Origin of the sequence: Amycolatopsis lurida (genome assembly GCF_900105055.1) — a bacterium.
GTDB lineage: Bacteria > Actinomycetota > Actinomycetes > Mycobacteriales > Pseudonocardiaceae > Amycolatopsis > Amycolatopsis lurida.
In genome coordinates, this window is sequence record NZ_FNTA01000004.1 from 6,726,346 (window position 1) to 6,744,534 (window position 18,189).

At 69.8% G+C, this 18,189-nt stretch carries 16 protein-coding genes; 10 read left to right on the forward strand and 6 right to left on the reverse strand.

From position 1 onward, the window contains the following. Window positions 1–36: 36 nt before the first annotated feature. The 6 genes from dxr to map all read left to right on the forward strand — a co-directional run bounded on the left by dxr (window position 37) and on the right by map (window position 7,504). Window positions 37–1,242, forward strand: coding sequence for a 1-deoxy-D-xylulose-5-phosphate reductoisomerase (gene dxr, locus BLW75_RS36955; protein ID WP_034311013.1), 1,206 nt, complete (start codon window positions 37–39; stop codon window positions 1,240–1,242). Between the two features lie 3 nt (window positions 1,243–1,245). Further along, window positions 1,246–2,487 (forward strand): M50 family metallopeptidase, encoded by a 1,242-nt coding sequence (locus tag BLW75_RS36960; protein ID WP_034311015.1) that lies wholly within the window; start codon window positions 1,246–1,248, stop codon window positions 2,485–2,487. A gap of 118 nt (window positions 2,488–2,605) precedes the next feature. Further along, on the forward strand, window positions 2,606–3,757 hold the full coding sequence (ispG, locus tag BLW75_RS36965; RefSeq protein ID WP_167373562.1) for a flavodoxin-dependent (E)-4-hydroxy-3-methylbut-2-enyl-diphosphate synthase: 1,152 nt from the start codon (window positions 2,606–2,608) through the stop codon (window positions 3,755–3,757). Window positions 3,758–3,912: 155 nt separating this feature from the next. Next, a complete protein-coding gene (locus BLW75_RS36970; RefSeq protein WP_034311020.1) occupies window positions 3,913–4,767 on the forward strand; it encodes a GNAT family N-acetyltransferase in 855 nt (284 codons plus the stop codon). Between the two features lie 50 nt (window positions 4,768–4,817). After that, entirely contained in the window at window positions 4,818–6,623 is a 1,806-nt protein-coding gene (locus BLW75_RS36975; RefSeq protein WP_034311022.1) for a penicillin-binding transpeptidase domain-containing protein, read from the forward strand. 23 nt (window positions 6,624–6,646) lie between these two features. Beyond that, a complete protein-coding gene (map, locus tag BLW75_RS36980) occupies window positions 6,647–7,504 on the forward strand; it encodes a type I methionyl aminopeptidase (protein WP_034311024.1) in 858 nt (285 codons plus the stop codon). Between the two features lie 60 nt (window positions 7,505–7,564). On the opposite strand, the gene BLW75_RS36985 is transcribed toward map, so the two are convergent. After that, entirely contained in the window at window positions 7,565–8,254 is a 690-nt protein-coding gene (locus BLW75_RS36985) for a FadR/GntR family transcriptional regulator (protein WP_034311026.1), read from the reverse strand. A 48-nt stretch (window positions 8,255–8,302) separates the two neighbouring features. Between BLW75_RS36985 and BLW75_RS36990 the strand changes: the two genes are divergently transcribed. Beyond that, window positions 8,303–9,550 carry a CynX/NimT family MFS transporter gene (locus tag BLW75_RS36990; protein WP_034311028.1) on the forward strand — a complete coding sequence of 416 codons (1,248 nt, stop codon included), beginning with the start codon at window positions 8,303–8,305 and terminating at the stop codon, window positions 9,548–9,550. Between the two features lie 92 nt (window positions 9,551–9,642). After that, window positions 9,643–10,119, forward strand: coding sequence for a hypothetical protein (locus BLW75_RS36995; RefSeq protein WP_091599153.1), 477 nt, complete (start codon window positions 9,643–9,645; stop codon window positions 10,117–10,119). 8 nt (window positions 10,120–10,127) lie between these two features. Here the strand turns inward: BLW75_RS36995 and BLW75_RS37000 are convergent, their stop codons facing one another. Next, window positions 10,128–11,522, reverse strand: a complete 1,395-nt coding sequence (locus BLW75_RS37000; RefSeq protein WP_034311033.1) for a mycothione reductase — start codon at window positions 11,520–11,522, stop codon at window positions 10,128–10,130. Window positions 11,523–11,598: 76 nt separating this feature from the next. Further along, entirely contained in the window at window positions 11,599–12,363 is a 765-nt protein-coding gene (locus BLW75_RS37005; RefSeq protein ID WP_241783543.1) for a M15 family metallopeptidase, read from the reverse strand. Between the two features lie 256 nt (window positions 12,364–12,619). Between BLW75_RS37005 and BLW75_RS37010 the strand changes: the two genes are divergently transcribed. Then, window positions 12,620–13,453 (forward strand): S1 family peptidase, encoded by an 834-nt coding sequence (locus BLW75_RS37010; RefSeq protein WP_034311205.1) that lies wholly within the window; start codon window positions 12,620–12,622, stop codon window positions 13,451–13,453. A 33-nt stretch (window positions 13,454–13,486) separates the two neighbouring features. Continuing rightward, the gene (locus BLW75_RS37015) at window positions 13,487–13,969 is read left to right on the forward strand and encodes a GNAT family N-acetyltransferase (RefSeq protein ID WP_034311035.1); all 483 of its coding nucleotides are present in this window, start codon (window positions 13,487–13,489) and stop codon (window positions 13,967–13,969) included. Here the strand turns inward: BLW75_RS37015 and BLW75_RS37020 are convergent. From BLW75_RS37020 to BLW75_RS37030, 3 genes are all read right to left on the reverse strand, one after another. Next, window positions 13,935–15,122: an 8-amino-7-oxononanoate synthase gene (locus BLW75_RS37020; protein WP_034311037.1), complete on the reverse strand. Its 1,188-nt coding sequence runs from the start codon at window positions 15,120–15,122 to the stop codon at window positions 13,935–13,937. The genes BLW75_RS37015 and BLW75_RS37020 overlap by 35 nt on opposite strands. Window positions 15,123–15,264: 142 nt before the next feature. Further along, entirely contained in the window at window positions 15,265–16,773 is a 1,509-nt protein-coding gene (locus BLW75_RS37025) for a DEAD/DEAH box helicase (RefSeq protein ID WP_034311040.1), read from the reverse strand. A 341-nt stretch (window positions 16,774–17,114) separates the two neighbouring features. Then, window positions 17,115–18,056 carry a serine protein kinase RIO gene (locus BLW75_RS37030; protein WP_034311042.1) on the reverse strand — a complete coding sequence of 314 codons (942 nt, stop codon included), beginning with the start codon at window positions 18,054–18,056 and terminating at the stop codon, window positions 17,115–17,117. Window positions 18,057–18,189: the final 133 nt, after the last annotated feature.

The following is an 18,189-nucleotide window of genomic DNA, read 5'->3' on the forward strand; positions in this document are numbered from 1 at the left end:
ACGCGCCCGACGGGGCCCGCGCGACAATGGCACCCGATGACTACCTCGCGAAGTGTGCTCGTGCTCGGTTCGACCGGATCGGTCGGCGCCCAGGCCCTCGACGTCGCGGCCCGCAACCCGGAGCTGTTCCGGGTCGCCGGGATCGCCGCGGGCGGCTCCGACCCCGCCGCGCTGGCCGCGCAGGCCCTGGCGCACCAGGTCGACGCCGTGGCGATCAGCAGGCCGACGGCCGTGGAAGACCTGCAGCTCGCGCTGTACGCCGAGGCACAGAAGCGCGGCTACAACCGCGGCGACTTCAAGCTGCCGCGGATTTTCGCCGGGGCCGACGCGGTCGTCGAGATGATCGACGCCACCCCGGTCGACGTCGTGCTCAACGCGCTCCCCGGCTCACAGGGGCTCCCGCCGACCCTGCGCGCGCTCGCCACCGGCGCCACGCTCGCGCTGGCCAACAAGGAATCGCTGATCGCGGGCGGGCCGCTCGTGCTGGCCGCGGCCGAACCCGGCCAGCTGGTCCCGGTCGATTCCGAGCACTCCGCGATCGCGCAGGCCCTGCGCGCCGGCCGCGAGTCCGAGGTCGCCCGGCTGGTGCTCACCGCGTCGGGCGGGCCGTTCCGCGGCCGCAAACGCGAGGAACTCGCCGACGTCACCGTCGAGCAGGCGATGGCGCATCCGACCTGGTCGATGGGCCCGCTCATCACGATCAACTCGTCCACTTTGGTCAACAAGGGGCTGGAGCTGATCGAGGCGAAGCTCCTGTTCGACATCGAGACCGACCGCATCGACGTGGTCGTCCACCCGCAGTCGATCATCCACTCGATGGTGACCTTCGTCGACGGCTCGACGATCGCCCAGGCCAGCCCGCCCGACATGCGGCTGCCGATCGCGCTGGCCCTGCACTGGCCGGATCGCGTCCCCGGCGCCGCGGCCGCGTGCGTCTGGGACAAGCCCGCGAGCTGGACCTTCGAGCCGCTGGACAACGAGGCGTTCCCGGCCGTCGAGCTGGCGAGGCACGCCGGAACCGTCGGTGGCTGCGTCCCGGCGGTCTACAACGCGGCGAACGAGGAACTGGTGGCCGCTTTCCTGGCACAGAACACCGGCTTCACCTCGATTGTGGACACTATTGCCCAGGTGGTGGAAGCCGCCGACGAATGGCGTCGTGAACCTCGCGACGTTGATGACGTACTAGCTGCCGAGCGCTGGGCTCGCGCGCGTGCCGGTGCGCTGATCGGTAAGGGGAAGTAGCGCGTGGTCTTCATTCTCGGGATCGTGCTGTTCGCGCTGGGCATCTGCCTGTCCGTCGCGCTGCACGAGGCCGGCCACATGTGGGCGGCCAAGGCCTTCGGCATGAAGGTCCGGCGCTACTTCATCGGCTTCGGGCCGACGATCTTCTCCTTCCGTCGCGGTGAGACCGAGTACGGCATGAAGTGGATCCCGCTCGGCGGGTTCTGCGACATCGCCGGCATGACCGCGCTCGACGAGGTCACTCCGGAAGAGTCGAAGCGCGCGATGTGGCGCTTCAAGACCTGGAAGCGCACCGTCGTCATGTCGGCGGGTTCGGCGATGCACTTCATCCTCGGTTTCGTCATCCTGTACCTGATGGCCGTCACCATGGGCCTGCCGAATCCCGCCGCGCAGGCCGCGCCCACCGAGGCCGTGATCAGCGCCACGTCGTGCGCTCGCCCGGCCACCACCGTGGAGCAGCTGAGCGACACGGCCTGCCCGCCCGGCGCCCCCGCCCCCGCGAAGACCGCCGGTCTCCAGGCCGGCGACAAGGTGGTCTCCGTCGCCGGCAAGCCGATCAAGACCTGGCGTGAGATGCTCGCGGCCGTCCAGGTCGCCAGTGGGCCGACGCCGTTCGTGGTCGAACGGAACGGACAGCGGCTGAACCTGACCGTCGACGTGCCGCGGGTGCAGCGGCTGGTCGCCGACGGTTCCGGCAACACCACGGTCAAGGACGTCGGCATGATCGGCGCCTCGCCGATCCAGAACACCGCGCCGCCGATGCTGAGCTACGGCCCCGTCGACGCGGTCGGGGCGACGTTCTCCTTCACCGGCACGATGTTCTCCGAGACCGCCAAACGGCTGATCGAGTTCCCGTCGCGGATCCCGGCGGTCGTGGACTCCATCTTCGGCGGCGAGCGCGACCCGAACACCCCGGTCAGCGTGGTGGGCGCCAGCCGCATCGGTGGCGAGGCCGCCGAGCGCGGTCTGTGGGAGATCTTCGTGCTCCTGCTGGCGAGCCTGAACTTCTTCATCGGTGTGTTCAACCTGCTGCCGCTGCTCCCGCTCGACGGCGGGCATATCGCGGTCGTCTGGTACGAGCGGGTCCGGGATTGGTTCCGGAAACTGCGCGGCAAGGCGGCGGGTGGTCCGGTCGACTACACGAAGCTTTCCGCGGTCACGATGGTGCTCGTCTTCATCGGCGGCGCGGTGACTCTGCTCACCGTCACCGCCGACATCGTGAACCCGGTCAAGCTGTTCCAGTGACGGGGAAGGACGGCGACGGAGCGCGCTGTCAGCACCGTTGGGCTGCCCAGGTAATACTGCTCACCGTGACGGCTGACGTCGTGTATGTCCGCCGATCGGGGTAGGTACGCTTGAAGGCGTGACTGTCGCTCTTGGTATGCCAGCGCTTCCTCCTCCCGTCCTCTCCGAGCGTCGCAAGACCCGACAGCTGCAGGTCGGGCCGGTCGGCGTCGGCAGCGAGCACCCGATCTCGGTGCAGTCGATGACCACCACGCTCACCTCCGACGTCAACGCGACCCTGCAGCAGATCGCCGAGCTGACCGCTGCGGGCTGTGACATCGTGCGCGTCGCGTGCCCGTCGGCGGACGACGCCGAGGCGCTGCCCGCTATCGCGAAGAAGTCGCAGATCCCGGTGATCGCCGACATCCACTTCCAGCCGAAGTACGTCTTCGCCGCGATCGAGGCCGGCTGCGCGGCGGTCCGGGTGAACCCGGGCAACATCCGCAAGTTCGACGACCAGGTCAAGGAGATCGCGCGGGCCGCGAAGGACCACGGCACCCCGATCCGGATCGGCGTCAACGCGGGTTCGCTGGACAAGCGGATCATGGACAAGTACGGCAAGGCGACCCCGGAGGCGCTGGCCGAGTCGGCGCTGTGGGAGGCGTCGCTGTTCGCCGAGCACGACTTCTACGACGTGAAGATCTCCGTGAAGCACAACGACCCGGTGGTCATGGTGCGCGCGTACGAGATCCTCGCCGAGCAGTGCGACTACCCGCTGCACCTCGGCGTCACCGAGGCGGGCCCGGCGTTCCAAGGAACCATCAAGTCGGCCGTGGCCTTCGGCGCGCTGCTGCGCCAGGGCATCGGCGACACCATCCGCGTTTCGCTGTCCGCGCCGCCGGTGGAAGAGGTCAAGGTCGGGATCCAGATCCTGCAGTCGCTGAACCTCAAGGAGCGCAAGCTCGAGATCGTCTCCTGCCCCTCGTGTGGCCGCGCGCAGGTGGACGTCTACACGCTCGCCGAGCAGGTCACCGCCGGCCTGGAGGGCATGGAGGTCCCGCTGCGCGTCGCGGTCATGGGCTGCGTCGTCAACGGACCGGGTGAGGCTCGCGAGGCCGACCTCGGTGTCGCTTCGGGTAACGGCAAGGGCCAGATCTTCGTCAAGGGCGAGGTCATCAAGACCGTGCCCGAACACGCGATCGTCGAGACGCTGATCGAAGAGGCGATGCGGATCGCCGAGGAGTCGGGCCAGACGATCGGCGAGGGCGAACCCACCGTAACCGTGGGCTGACTGGTCGAGACCAGTGCAGTGAAAGGCCCCTTCATCGCGAAATTCGCGATGAAGGGGCCTTTCACTGCACTCGGCGGCCCCGACCTGCCGAAGTTCTCTCAGCGTGTCGTGAAGCTTGCGTTCCGTTTACGCCGCCGATCTGGCACCCTGGAGTGGTGTTGCGGCTTGCAGGTGCACGGCTGCTCGATGATCGGGACTATCCCGCGGTCCGTGCCGCGCTCGCCACAGACCCGGTCGGCAGCTGCATGGTGAGTGCCAGGGTGGAGACGGCGGGTCTCGACCCCTGGCGGCTCGGTGGTGAGCTCTGGGCCGCGGATTCCCGCCCCGTTCGCGCGGGGAGGCTCCAGGGGCTGTGCTTCTCCGGGCCGAACTTGATCCCCTTGCGCGGCAATGCCTCCGCTTTGCGTTCCTTCGCCGATCGCGCCCTGCGGCGGCAACGGACCTGTTCGTCACTGGTCGGCCCGGCCGAGCAGGTACTGGGGCTGTGGGACGAACTCGAGCCGGAGTGGGGCCCCGCCCGCGAAGTCCGGCACGACCAGCCGCTGCTGGCTCTCGACGGGATCCCGGCCGTCGCCGCCGATCCGCTGGTCCGCGCGGTACGCCCGGAGGAACTCGACCGGTATCTCCCGGCCGCGATCGCCATGTTCGTCGAGGAGGTCGGCGTCGACCCCCGCACCGGTGACGGTGGCGCCGGGTATCGCGCCCGCGTCGCGGAGCTGATCGCCGGCGGCCGGGCGTTCGCGCGATTCGAGGACGGCGAGGTCGTCTTCAAGGCCGAAATCGGCGCGATGTCCTCGACGGTCGGCCAGATCCAAGGCGTCTGGGTGCATCCGGAACGCCGCGGCGGCGGGGTCGGCACGGCCGGGACGGCGTCGGTGGTGACCAGGCTCGTCCGCGGAATGGGCCGGACGGCGAGCCTGTACGTCAACGCCTACAACAGCCCGGCACTCGCCGCCTACCGCAAGATCGGCTTCCAGCAGGTCGGGCAGTACGCGACGGTTCTCTTCTAGGCCGTGTCGCGTCCGGCCTGGCCGGGCCGGGGCTGGCAGGATCTTCAACCATGCCTGCAGGTCGTCGTATCGCCGCCGTCGTGCTCGCGGGGATGGTGGGTCTTTCGGCCGCCGGGTGCGGGCTCTTCGCCGATTCCGGTCCCGAGGACGCCATCTCGGGCTTCCTCGGCGGGCTCTCCTCCGGTGACGTCGCCGCCGCGGCCTCCTTCACCGATTCGCCGGAGGCGGCGCGAGCGTCGCTGGAGATGGCTCGGAAGGCGCTTTCCCCCGAGTCGATCACCATCGTGGACAAGCAGGTGCGGCATTCGTCCGGGGCGGACAACGGGACCGCGACCTATCAGCTCACCTGGAAGCTGCCGCGCGGCCGGAACTGGACGTACAAGGCCGACGCGCAGGTCCATTCCACGCAGGGCGGCTGGAAGGTGCGCTGGTTGCCGACGGCGCTCCATCCGCAGCTGGCCGCGCAGCAGAGCATCGCGCTGAAGGCCGATCCGCCGGAACTCGCGCCGGTGCTGGACCGCGACGGGATGCCGTTGCTGCGCCCGCAGACGGTCGTCAGTGTGGTGCTCGACCCGGCCAAGGCGGGCGACCTGGTGGCCGTCACCGACAAACTCGGCGCGGCGCTCAACCGGTTCGAGGCGTCGGTGACCGGCCAGTCGATCCGCGACGGGGTGAAGGCGCTCAAACCCGGCTCCGGCTATCCGGTGGTGAGCCTGCGGGCGAGCAGCTACCAAGAGGTGAAGCCCGAGATCTACGATCTGCCCGGCGTCCGGTTCAGCCAGCAGGAAAGGCTGCTTCCCGACGACAAGAACTTCGGCAAGCAGGTGCTGCCCGCGGTCCGGTCGCTCGTCGAGGACCAGGTGGAGGGCTCGGCGGGCTGGCGCGTCGTCACGCTCGACACGGGCGGCGGCGAGATCATCGACCTGCATTCCGAGAACCCCAAGCCCGCGCCCGCCGTCGTCAGCACGCTCAGCGTGAAGGCGCAGGGTTCGGCGGAGCGGGCGCTCGCCCCGGTCCCGACGGCCTCCGCGCTGGTCGCGATCCAGCCGTCGACCGGTGAACTGCTGGCGGTGGCGCAGAACGCCCCGGCCGACACGCAGGGCGCGATCTCGCTCACCGGGCGGTTCCCGCCGGGGTCCACGTTCAAGATGGCGACCGCCGTCGCGGGGCTGACCGCGCGTTCGGTGCGGGCGGACAGTCCCGTCGACTGCCCGGGCACGGCGACGTTCGAAAACCGGACGGTGCCGAACGAGGGCAAGTTCGCGCTCGGCGTCGTCCCGCTGTCCACGGCGTTCGCCAAATCCTGCAACACGACGTTCGCGAAACTCGCGACCGATCTGCCGCCCGCCGCGCTGACCGACGCCGCGCGCGACCTCGGCGTCGGCGCCGACTTCGTGATCCCGGGCCTGACCACGATCACCGGTTCGGTCCCGCCGGCGAACACCGTCGCCCAGCGGGCGGAGAACGGGTTCGGGCAGGGGACCGTCGTGACGAGCCCGTTCGGGCTGGCGGTCGCCACCGCGACGGTCCAGTCCGGGAAGGTCCCGGTGCCGACGCTGGTGCGGGGGATGGCCACGACGTCGTCCGGGCTCGGCAAACCGATCAAGCCGGAGGTGCTCGACGCGCTGCGCGGGATGATGCGGGAGGTCGTCACCGACGGTACGGCGACGCTGCTCAAACCCTTGGCGGACGTCCGAGGCAAAACCGGGACGGCCCAGTTCGGCGACGGCACGCATTCGCACGGCTGGTTCGTCGGATACACCGGCGACCTGGCCTTCGCGGTGCTGACGACCGACGCGGGAACGTCCAGGCCCGCGGTCGAGGCCGCCCAGCGCTTCCTGGCGGGGCTCGGCTAGCCGTCAGGTCGTAGGCTGGGCGCATGTCCGTTCGATCCCCCTTGAAGCCCGGCGTCCAGACGCCGCGGCGAGTCGTCCCCGCCAGCATCGCCCGTCCCGAGTACGTCGACCGGCCGGCGCCGAAACGCGACACGGGCAACGGGGTCCGCACGCCCGAGGTCATCGAGGCGATGCGTGTCGCGGGCCGGATCGCGGCGCAGGCGCTCGAGGAGGGCGGCAAGGCCGTCAAACCCGGAGCGACCACCGACGACATCGACAAGGTGATCCACGAGTTCCTGCTGGACAACCACGCGTACCCGTCGACGCTGGGTTACCGCGCGTTCCCGAAGTCGTGCTGCACCTCGCTGAACGAGGTGATCTGCCACGGCATCCCGGACTCGACGGTGATCGAGGACGGCGACATCTGCAACATCGACGTCACCGCGTACATCGGCGGCGTCCACGGCGACACCAACGCGACCTTCCTGGCGGGTGACGTCTCCGAGGAGGCGCGGCTGCTGGTCGAGCGCACGCGCGAGGCGACCATGCGCGCCATCAAGGCGGTCCGCCCCGGCAGGCAGCTCAACGTGATCGGCCGCGTCATCGAGGCGTACGCGAAGCGGTTCGGCTACGGCGTCGTGCGTGACTTCACCGGCCACGGCGTCGGCCCGGCGTTCCACACCGCGCCGACCGTCCTGCATTACGAGGAGCCGTCGGTCGACACGATCATCGAGCAGGGCATGACCTTCACGATCGAGCCGATGATCACCCTCGGCACCATCGACTACGACATCTGGGCCGACGACTGGACCGTCACCACCAAGGACAAGAAGTGGACGGCCCAGTTCGAGCACACCCTCGTGGTGACCGAGGACGGCGCCGAAATCCTGACGCTGCCGTAAACACCTCGTGAGTGGTAAGGACGGTTAGAACCGTCCTTGCCACTCACGAGCTTGTGTCGGTCAGGCGTCGTCCTGCTCCACCCTGGCCAGGAGTTCGTCCAGGAAGCCGCACGCCTCGGTGGCGGCCCGGTCGGCGTCGCGGTCGGCGATGGCCTCGGCGAGGCCTTCATGCCCTATCTCCGGCAGGTACTCGCGCCCCGGCGTCACGTTCGACGTGGCGGCCACGCTGGCGGTGATCACCTCGGTGAGCCCGCGGTACATCTCGGTCAGCAGGGTGTTGTGTCCACTTTGGACGACGGCGAAGTGGAATTCCGCGTCGAGGCGGGCGAAATCCTCCCAGTGACCCTCGCGCAGCTCGGCGTTGCGGCGGTCGAGCAAGGTCTTGAGCTCGGCGACCTCCTCGTCGGTCCGCGACGCGGCCGCGAGCCGGGCGCCTTCGACTTCGAGGATGCGACGCACCTGCAGCACCTCGCGCAGTTCCGAACCGCACAACCGCCGGATGGCGCCTGAGACCTCGCTCGTCGCCCGCACGTAGGTCCCGTCGCCCTGCCGGACCTCGAGCAGCCCCGTGTGCGCGAGTGCGCGCACGGCCTCGCGGACGGTGTTGCGCCCGACGCCGAGCTGCCCTGCCAGCTCCGGTTCGGTCGGAATCCGCTGACCGATGGGCCATTCTCCCTGCGTGACGGCGTCACGCAGCTGCTCGATGACCTGATCGACCAGGCCGGCACGGCGCGTGGTGGCCAATGGCACAGCGTTGTCCCTTCATCCAATCATCCTATGTATGTGATACTAGCCGACGTGCGTGTCGACTCCCGAGAACCTGTTTCCCCGTTCGATGAAAGTCTCGAGCTCGAAGGCTCGATCGAAACGGAATGGCGGCCGGGAGTGATCACCGGCGGCGTGCTGCTCGGTGTCGCGGTGATCCTGGTGGCGCTCAACCTGCGCCCGGCCATCACCAGTGTCGGCCCCATTCTCGGCGAGATGCGCGACGACCTCGGCGCCACGGCGACCTGGGCAGGCGTGCTCACCACGCTCCCCGGCCTCTGTTTCGCCGCCGCCGGTCTCGCCGCCCCTCTGCTGGCCCGGCGGTTCGGCATCGGCGCGGCCATCGCGTCCGCCCTTTCGGTGCTGGCCGTCGGCCTCGTGTTGCGCGTGCTCGACGGACCGTACGTCGTGCTCGGGGGAACCCTGGTGGCCACGGCGGGAATCGCCCTGGCGAACGTACTGATCCCGGTCGTCATCAAGGACTCCTTCCCGGCACGTGTCGGCATGATGACCGGCGTGTACACCGCCGCTCTGCAGGGCGGGGGCGCCCTGGGGTCCGCGCTCACCCCTCCCTTGGAGAACGCGTTCGGCGGCTGGCGCCAAGGTCTCGGCGCCTGGTCCGTATTGGCGGTGCTCGCACTCCTCGTCTGGATTCTCGCAGCCCGCGGTGCGGGACGTGCGCCCGTAGCCGAGGCAGGCAAGCAGGGTAGCGGGCGATCGCTCCTGCGTAGCCCCCTTGCGTGGATGGTCACGCTTTTCTTCGGAACTCAGGCCTTTTTGGCCTACGTCGTGATGGGCTGGCTGCCGGAAGTGATGATCGACGCGGGGGTGAGCAAGGGTGAATCCGGTCTGCTGCTCGGGCTGATGTCGCTCATCGCCGTCCCGATCAGTCTCGTGGTGGCTCCGATGGCCGCGCGGCACAAGAGTCAGAGTCCGTGGATCGTCGGGCTGGGCGTCTTCGGCTTCGTCGGCATGGTCGGCATGATGGTCGCGCCGTCCGTCTCGCCCCTGCTCTGGTGCATTCTCATCGGGCTCGGGATGAGCGTCTTCTCGCTCGCGCTGACGGTGATCGCGCTGCGGGCGCGCACCGGCGAGGACACCGCGCGGCTCTCGGGCATGGCACAGGGCATCGGGTACCTGATGGCCGCCGTCGGGCCCTTCCTGTTCGGGTTGCTTCACGATCTCACCCACGCCTGGACCGTGCCCTGGATCATGATGCTCGTCGTCTTCATCGCGCAGATGACCTTCGGCGCCCTGGCCGGTCGCCGCCGCTTCGTCTGAACGCGTTCAAAAAACATCTTGACCCGCCCTGGGGCGGAGCCATAGCCTGATCGAGTTGAACCTGTTCAAAAACTCGGGTCCTGGGGGTCGGCGTGGTGGAGGGACTGGCGTACGGGGCGGCTCTGGCGTGTTTCGCCGCGGTGTGCGTCGCCGTGGCGCCGCAGCGGCCCGCGGCGGTGGCCTCGCCGCGGGAGTTCTACCGCGCCGTGGACCTGGTGTGCGTGCGGGTGTGGAGGGACAGCGGCGCCGACATCCAGCGCTACTGGCCGGATCCGGAGGGGGACGCCGCGACGGAGCTGCGCAAGTGGCAGCACCACGTCGCGACGAGGGTGGACGACGCCAAGGACGTCCTCAAGGGGGCGACGGGGGTCCGCGCGGTGCCAGGAGGGGCGGCATCCGCGCGGGAGGAGTTCTTGGCGGCGATCCGCCGGTACGTCGAGGCGGGCGAGCGGTTCTCGGGGGAGGGGGCCCGCTCGGCCGCCTTGATGGACGCCTCGGACGTGGAGAGGAACGCGGTCGGCGCGCTCGCGGCGCGGAACGGGGCCCGCGCCTGCGCCCGCGTCGTCTGAACCCGCGTTCAGTCCAGAGGCAGGTTCAGCAGCGCGTTCTCGACCAGTTCCGGCATCGCCGGGTGGATCCAGTACTGCCCGCGCGCCATGCTCTTCGCGTCGAGACCGAAGCTCATCGCCTGGATCAGCGGCTGGATCACCGAAGACGCCTGCGGCCCGATGATGTGCGCGCCCAGCAGCTGCCCGGTGGCCGGGTCGGCGAGCAGCTTCGCGAAACCGGTGGTGTCCTCCATCGCCCAGCCGTAGGCGATGCCCGCGTAGTCCTGGTGCGACGTCACGTACGACACGCCACGCTCGCGCGCCTCGCGTTCGGTCAGCCCGACCGAAGCGACCTGCGGCGAGGTGAACACCGCGTGCGGGACGAACCGGTGGTCGGCCTCGATCCGCTCGTCCGGGTGCAGCAGGTTGTGCTGCACGACGCGCTGCTCGTGGTTCGCGACGTGCTTCAGCTCGAAGACCGACGAGATGTCGCCGAGCGCGTAGATCCCGTCGACCACGGTCTGCTGGTATTCGTCGACCACCACGTGTCCGCGCTCGCCCGTGGTCACGCCGGTGGCGGCGACGTCGAGGAGGTCGGAGTTCGGGGTGCGGCCGGTCGCGACCAGGAGCACGTCGGCCTCGACGGTCTCGGCGCCTTCGGGGCCCTCCAGGTCCAAAGCCACACCCGACGCGGTCTTGCGCGCGCGGACGGTCTTCCGGTCGAGCCGGACGTCGAACCGCTGCGAGGCCAATTCGGTGAACCGGGCGCTGACGTCGTCGTCCTCGGAGCGCAGCAGCGCACCGGACCGGTTGACCACGGTCACGTTCACCCCGAACGAGGCGAAGACGTGCGCGAACTCGGCCGCGATGTACCCGCCGCCCAGGATCACGATGCTCGACGGCAGCTCGTCGAGCCGCATCACCGTGTCGGAGGTGTGGTAGCCGGTCTCGGCGAGCCCGGGGATGTCCGGGACGACCGGGCGCCCGCCCGCGGCGAGCACGAACTTGTCGGCGGTGATGGTCTCCGGCGGACGGCCGTCGGAGTAGGTGACCTGAAGTTCCTTGTGACCGGTGAAGCGGCCTTCGCCCTCGTACACGGTGACGTTCTGGTTGTCCTCGTGCTGGACGCGGTACTCGCGGCCGCCGGCGGCGATCGGGTCGATCCGCCCGAAGATCCGGTCGCGGACGTCGCGCCAGCGGACCCCGGTCAGCTCCTCGTCGACGCCGAATTTCGACGACGTCGCGGGCGTGGCCGCGACGTTGGCGGCGTGCACGAACATCTTCGTCGGGATGCAGCCCACGTTCAGGCAGGTCCCACCGAACGTGCCCTTCTCCACGATCGCCGTGTTCCAGTCCGCGAAACGCGGGTCGAGGATCGAGTTACCCGATCCGGTACCGACGATCACCAGGTCGTAGTGGGGCACGCTGTCTTCCTTTGCGGCGGGGGAGCGGGGTGGTTCCGACTCTAGCCAACTTGTCACGGCGAGCGGTTGTTCCCGGTCAGCGCCCGTTGGCGCTGAAGTGCATCCGGTCCTTCGGCGTCGTCCAGGTGCCGCCCCAGGTCCAGCCGATCGCGGAGAAGGCGGCCACGGTCGGGTCCCCGGCGGTGATCATCCCCGGCCGCCGGCCTTCGCGGTCGAGGTACGCCGACGCGAGCTCGGGCAGTACGAGGTCGCCCTTGGTGTACGGATTGCAGAAGGGGTTGACGTCGATCGCCAGCCCGTAGGCGTGCGCGGACCAGTTGGTCTGGCCGCGCGCCGGACGGCAGACAAAGGCGTTGGTGTTGTTCCCGTCACCCGTCGGGGGAGCGGTGAGTTCGGCGGGAGCGGTCACGCGCATTTCCTCGATCGGGAACTTCGCGGCGAACAACTGCCCGAATACGGTGACGACGGCGTTCGCCGCCGACGCGTTCACGAGCATTTCCCCGGTGTGCGCGCGGCCGTCGAAACCCCAGAACGAGAGCGTGAGATAGCGCAGTTCGCCCGTCGAAACGGGACAGCCCGCCTGCCAGGTGCTGCGGGCGAGCACGTCGGCGGGAACGGGATTCACCGTACCGGAGAACCGGTTCCCGGCAGGCGGCGGAAGCAGGTCGGCCGTCGGCAGGGAACGGTTCGCCAGTACGGGAGGAGTGGGGAGGATTTGCCCGAAACCGTCACGGCGTAAGGGAAGTGGCTTCGCGCCGACCTGCCAGACGGGGGCGGGCGGCGGGGTGGAGGTGTGCGGAGTCGTTGCCGCCGAAGAGGTTTCGGCGGGCGCGCTGGTCACCGCGGGAGTGGACGGCGTGGGCGGAGCCGGGCTCGAACACGAGGAGAGCAGAAGGGCCGTAGCCGCCAGAACCGTCGCCGTAGCCCGCACGAGGTCCAGGGTGACAGATGCGTTCGGTGAGCACAGGTCCACCCGTTTCAGTGACACCACATCGGGCTTTCTCCGATTAGGGTATTCGCGATCGCTCGTGTACGCGCTGGAGTCGAATGACTTCCCAGGGTTTGACCGTACGTACGCCCCGGTGAAGGGACAGAACATGCCCAAGAAGTCACGTCGCACCCTGCTGCTCGCGGTCGGAGCGGTGCTCGCGACGGCCGTGATGGTGCCGGTCGCGGTCAACAGCGCGTCGGCGGACGACAGCTCGGTGAGCGGGCCGGACCAGGCGGCACAGCCGAGGATCGTGGGCGGCGGCAAGGCTTCGGTCTCGCAGTACCCGTACGCGGTCTACCTGGCCGATCGGAGCGGCAACCAGTACTGCGGCGCGGTGATCGTCAGCTCCACGACGGTCGCGACGGCGGCGCACTGCGCTGTCGCGGTCAAACGCGCCGATGTCCGCGTAGTGGCGGGGCGGGACGACAAGCGCTCCCAGGACGGTGTGGAACTGCGCGTTTCGCGGGTCTGGGTCAGCCCCGACTACAGCGGCGAGCCCGGCAAGGGTGACGACATCGCGGTGATGACGGTCAGCGGCCAGCTTCCGTACCGGCCCGCGAAGGTCGCGGACGACGGCGACGCCGGCCTGTACGAGGAGGGCACGAAGGCGACCGTCCTCGGCTGGGGCCGGGTCGCCGAGGGCGGCGCGCGGTCGGACTACCTGCGCAGCGCGGTCGTCCCGGTGGTCAGCGACAAGACCTGCCGCACCGCGTACTCGGGCTACGACCCGAGCGACATGGTGTGCGCCGGCTACCCCGAAGGCGGCATCGACGCCTGCCAGGGCGATTCGGGTGGACCGCTCGTGGTCGGCGACACGCTGATCGGGATCGTGTCGTTCGGCGATGGCTGCGCGAAGGCGGGCAAACCCGGCGTTTACACCCGTGTCTCCCACTTCGCGAACGAGATCTCCCAGCAGAAGAGCCGGGGCCTGATCGGCTGATCGATGCCTTCTTCACGTCCGATGTGCTAACAAGTGGGCGTGAGCACCGACACCCCGATCATCGAGACCTCGTCGTTCCCGCTGTCCGTCGCCGGTGACGAGATCACCGCCGCGCAGCTGCACGGCATCCTCCGCTTGCGCGTGGACGTCTTCGTCGTCGAACAGAACTGCGCCTATCACGAGATCGACGGGCGCGACCTCCTGCCAGGGACACGGCACCTCTGGATCGGGGGTTCCGTCGCCGTCGACTCGTACCTGCGGGTGCTGCAGGACGCGGGCGGCACCTTCCGCATCGGCAGGGTGTGCACGGCCGTCCGCTCACGCGGCAAAGGTCTGGCGGGACGGCTGATGGAAACCGCGCTCGCGGGGATCGGGGACGCGCCGTGCGTCCTCGACGCGCAGACGTACGCGACGGATTTCTACGCCAAGTACGGCTTCGTGGTCGAAGGCGAAGAGTTCATGGAAGACGGGATCCCGCACCTCACGATGTGGCGCCGGGAGGCGCCGCGGCCGTGATCACGGCGACCGCGCGGTCCACGTCGGCTTCGGTGAGGTCGGCCCGCGCGGTCAGGCGCAGCCGGGTGATGCCGTCGGGCACGGACGGCGGGCGGAAGCAGCCGACCCGCACGCCCTGATCCGCGCAAGCGGCCGCCCAGGCGACGGCCGATTCCGGCGACGGCGCCTGCACCGAGATCACCGCGGCGTCCGGGAGGCTGACCCGGAATCCCGCCGATTTCAGCCGCATCGCGAGGTTTCCGGCGGCTTCGGTCACCTTGGCCGCCAGCTCGGGCTCGGCCTTCAACGCGCTGAGGGCGGCCAGCGCGGCGGCGGCACTCGCGGGCGCGAGGCCGGTGTCGAAGATGAAACTGCGCGCGGTGTCCACGAGATGCTTGATCACCCGGCGCGGTCCGAGCACCGCTCCGCCTTGTGCGCCAAGGGATTTCGACAGCGTGATCGTGGTGACGACGTCCGGTGCGCCGGAGAGCCCCGCCGCGTGGACGGCGCCGCGGCCACCCTCGCCGAGGACGCCGAAGCCGTGCGCGTCGTCGACGAGCAGTGAAGCGCCGTGCTCGCGGCAAACACCGGCGAGCTGCTCCAGCGGGGCGATATCGCCGTCGACGGAGAACACGGAATCGGTGACGACGAGCGCGCGCGGCTTGCGGCGGGTCGCGAGCGCGTGTTTGAAGGCGCTCGGGTCGCTGTGCGCGACGGCGGCGATGTCCGAGCGGGACAGGCGGCAGCCCTCGATCAGCGAGGCGTGGATGTACTTGTCCGTGACGATCGCGGAATCCGCGCCGGACAGCGCGGTGACCGCGCCGAGGTTCGCGGTGAAGCCGGACGAGAAGACCAGCGCGGCCTGTGTGCCGCAGAAGCGGGCGAGTTCGTGCTCGAGTTCGGCGTGGACCTCGGTGGTGCCGGAGACGAGCCGGGAGCCGGTGGCCCCGGCACCCCAGCGCAACGCGGCCGCGGCCGCGGCACCGGCGACGCGCTTGTCCCTGGCGAGCCCGAGATAGTCGTTACCCGCGAGATCCAGCTCCGGTTCCTGCGCCTGCCGGATGCGCAGCTTGCGCACCAGCCCGGCCTCGGCCCGCTTCTCCGCCTCCACGTCGAGCCAGTCGAAGACCTGGTCGGGCGGGAGGTTCTGGGAAGCGGGGCCGGAAGAAGTCACGTCCCGCAGTCTCCCATCCGCCGTTCGGCGCCGGGCGTGGTGGTCCCCACAGCGAACGCAAGGAACGGTCCGTTCCTTGCGAAATTCGCAAGGAACGGACCGTTCATGGCACTAGCCGCCGGAAGGACCGGCTTCAGTTACTTCAGCTGTCGTAGCTGCGACGCGGGCGGCCGTTGCCCGGACGCTGCGGCCGGCCGCTGCCGCCACCGGACTCGCCACGACGCGGGCGGCCGCGGAAGCCACCGGGACGGCCGCCTTCGCGGTGACCGTGTCCCTCGCGCGAGCCCTGGTAACCGCCGCGGTCGCCGCCACCGTAGCCACGGCCACCGCCGCGACGCGGGGACTCACGACGACGCTCGACGACCGGCTCGCCACTGGGCTGCTGCGCACCGGTGATCCGGGCGAGCTCGGCGTCGCCCGGGCGGACCGTGGTCTGCTCGGCGCGGACACCGGCGCGGTCGGTCATCCGGCGCACCATGCGGCGCTGGTCGTGGGTGACCAGCGTGACCACGACACCGGACGCCCCGGCGCGCGCGGTGCGGCCGGCGCGGTGCAGGTAGTCCTTGTGGTCGGCGGCAGGGTCGACGTGCAGCACCAGCGAGATGTCGTCGACGTGGATGCCGCGCGCGGCGACGTCCGTGGCGACGAGGACGGGCGCGTAGCCCTCCTTGAAGTCCGAGAGGACGCGGTTGCGCTGGCCCTGGGTCTTGCCGCCGTGCAGAGCGGCCGCGTGGACGCCCTTCTCGCGCAGGCGCTCGGTGAGGCGGTCCACGTGGTGCTTGGTGCGGACGAACATGATCGTGCGGCCCTCACGGGCGCCGATCTCGGTGATGATGTCCTGCTTGTCCTGGTGCGACACCTGGAACACGTGGTGGTCCATGGTGGTGACGCTCGCGGTCGACGGGGCGACCGAATGCGTGACCGGGTCGGTCAGGTACGCGCGGACCAGCCTGTCGACGTCACCGTCGAGGGTGGCCGAGAACAGCAGGCGCTGGCCGCGGGCCGGGGTCAGGTCGAGGATCTCGCGGACCTGCGGCATGAAGCCCATGTCGGCCATCTGGTCGGCCTCGTCGAGCGCGACGAAGTTGATGTCCGACAGCGACGCGGTGCCCTGGCGGACGTGGTCCGACAGCCGGCCGGGGGTGGCGATCAGCAGGTCGACGCCGCGGGAAAGCGCGTCGGCCTGGCGGGTGAAGGCCATCCCGCCGACGGCGGTGCGGCACCACAGGCCGAGCGACTTGGCCAGCGGGGTCAGCGAGTCGGCGACCTGCATGGCCAGCTCGCGGGTCGGGACCAGGATCAGCGCACGCGGGTGCTTCGGCCGGGCGCGGCCGCCGTTGAGCCGGGTCAGCATCGCGAGGCCGAAGGCCAGGGTCTTGCCGGAACCGGTCTGGGCGCGACCGAGCACGTCGCGGCCGGCGAGCGCGTCGGGGATGGTCGCCGACTGGATCGGGAAGGGGGTGGTGATACCGGCGTCGGCCAGTGCCCGCAGCAGCGGCTCGGGAAGCCCGAGCTCCGCCCAGGTGGTGGCCTTGACACTCTCGACGGCGTCGTTGTGCAGCATCGCGTCACCCGCGGGGCGGGTGCGCGGCTTGCTGCGGTGCTGACGCGCCGACGGTGAGACGTGGCCGGAGTTGAACGTGACTGTCACAAATGCCTCTCGGACGTGGCACGTCACAAGGAGGCCCGGGCTGCCCGCACGCAGGCAAGGCAAGATGGTGTGCACAGATGGGCGTTCACAGGGACGAACCCGGCACACCGCGTCTGCGTGACACCGCGCGCCAATTGGTTGATACGGATACCGCGAGCCATTCGGTTGGCTTTGGAGGCGACGGACACCACTCATCCACGCCGCCGATTGCGGTCTGTCACTACTGTACCGGACCGTTATCCGGCCGCCCAACCCGAGGGACCGATTGTGGGCAGGGTCTCCACGAAGGGTCGTTCCCGGCACCGCATGCCGGGAACGACCCTCCGTGACACTGTGGACGGTCACCGAAGACCGGCGATCTCCTTCAGCTCCTCGATCAGCTCCGGAACCGCCGTGAGCCGCTCCGGCAGCCCCCGCGAGTGGAACCACGTCGCGATGTTCCGCACGTCCCGCGCGAGGAACTCCAGCCCGCCCGGATTGGCCACGATGTCGACCACCTGCGGCAGATCGATCACCATGATCCGCTCACGGTGGACGAGCAGGTTGTACGCCGAGAGGTCGCCGTGCGCGAGCCCCTGCGACGCCAGCAGTTCCAGCATCGCCGAGGTCTGGAACCACAGTTCCCGCAACTGCTCGGGCTCCGGGCGGACCTGTGCCAGTCGCGGCGCGGCCGTCTCGCCGTCGCCGAGGAATTCCAGCAGCAACTCGGTGCCGTCGCGCTGCACCGGGTACGGCACGGGCGCGCCGACCGCCCAAAGCCTGCTCAGCGCGCCGAATTCGGCCACGGCCCACTGCTCGGCGATCAGGTTGCGGCCGAAGCTGCTGCGCGACTCCATCGCCCGCATCTCGCGCGACCGGCGCATCCGCCTGCCTTCGAGGTAACCGGCGTCGCGATGGAACAACCGGTGCTCGCCGCTGCGATACCGCTTGGCGGCGAGCACGACGCCCTCGGTGCCGGGCAGGCTGCGCCGGACGAGGTGGACGTCCGCCTCCTTGCCGGTCTTGAGGACGCCGAGTTCGGTGTCCACCGCCGCGAGTTCGGTGATCACCCAGTCCGGGCGTGGCAGCGGCCCCTGCTCCGCTTCTCCCCACGTGCTCCAGCGGTCGGCGCCGTCGGGGATGGCGGTTTCGGTGTAGGCGTCCTCACGCAGCCGGGCGAGCCGGACGCGTTCGGCTTCGGTGAGCCGTCCGCCGCGCTCGGGTGCGGGCTCGTCGTCGAAACGGGCACGACGGGAACGGCGAGGACGTTGTTCGTAGGACTCTTCGAGATCGTGCTTGCGCACTGGTGGGTTCTCCTAGATCAGGGATGCCCCACCGGGCGAGCGTCGTGGCTCCGCGCTCAGCCGCGAGGGGCGAGTGGATGGGGGCGGCCAAGGCCCCGGACAGTCATCAGCACGAGGCACCTCCCTGTCGCAT

Coding starts and splice junctions, on each gene's coding strand:
- dxr (WP_034311013.1), top strand. CDS start 37: ATGACTACCTCGCGAAGTGTGCTCGTGCTCGGTTCGACCGGATCGGTC.
- BLW75_RS36975 (WP_034311022.1), top strand. CDS start 4,818: ATGCCTGCAGGTCGTCGTATCGCCGCCGTCGTGCTCGCGGGGATGGTG.
- map (WP_034311024.1), top strand. CDS start 6,647: ATGTCCGTTCGATCCCCCTTGAAGCCCGGCGTCCAGACGCCGCGGCGA.
- BLW75_RS37010 (WP_034311205.1), top strand. CDS start 12,620: ATGCCCAAGAAGTCACGTCGCACCCTGCTGCTCGCGGTCGGAGCGGTG.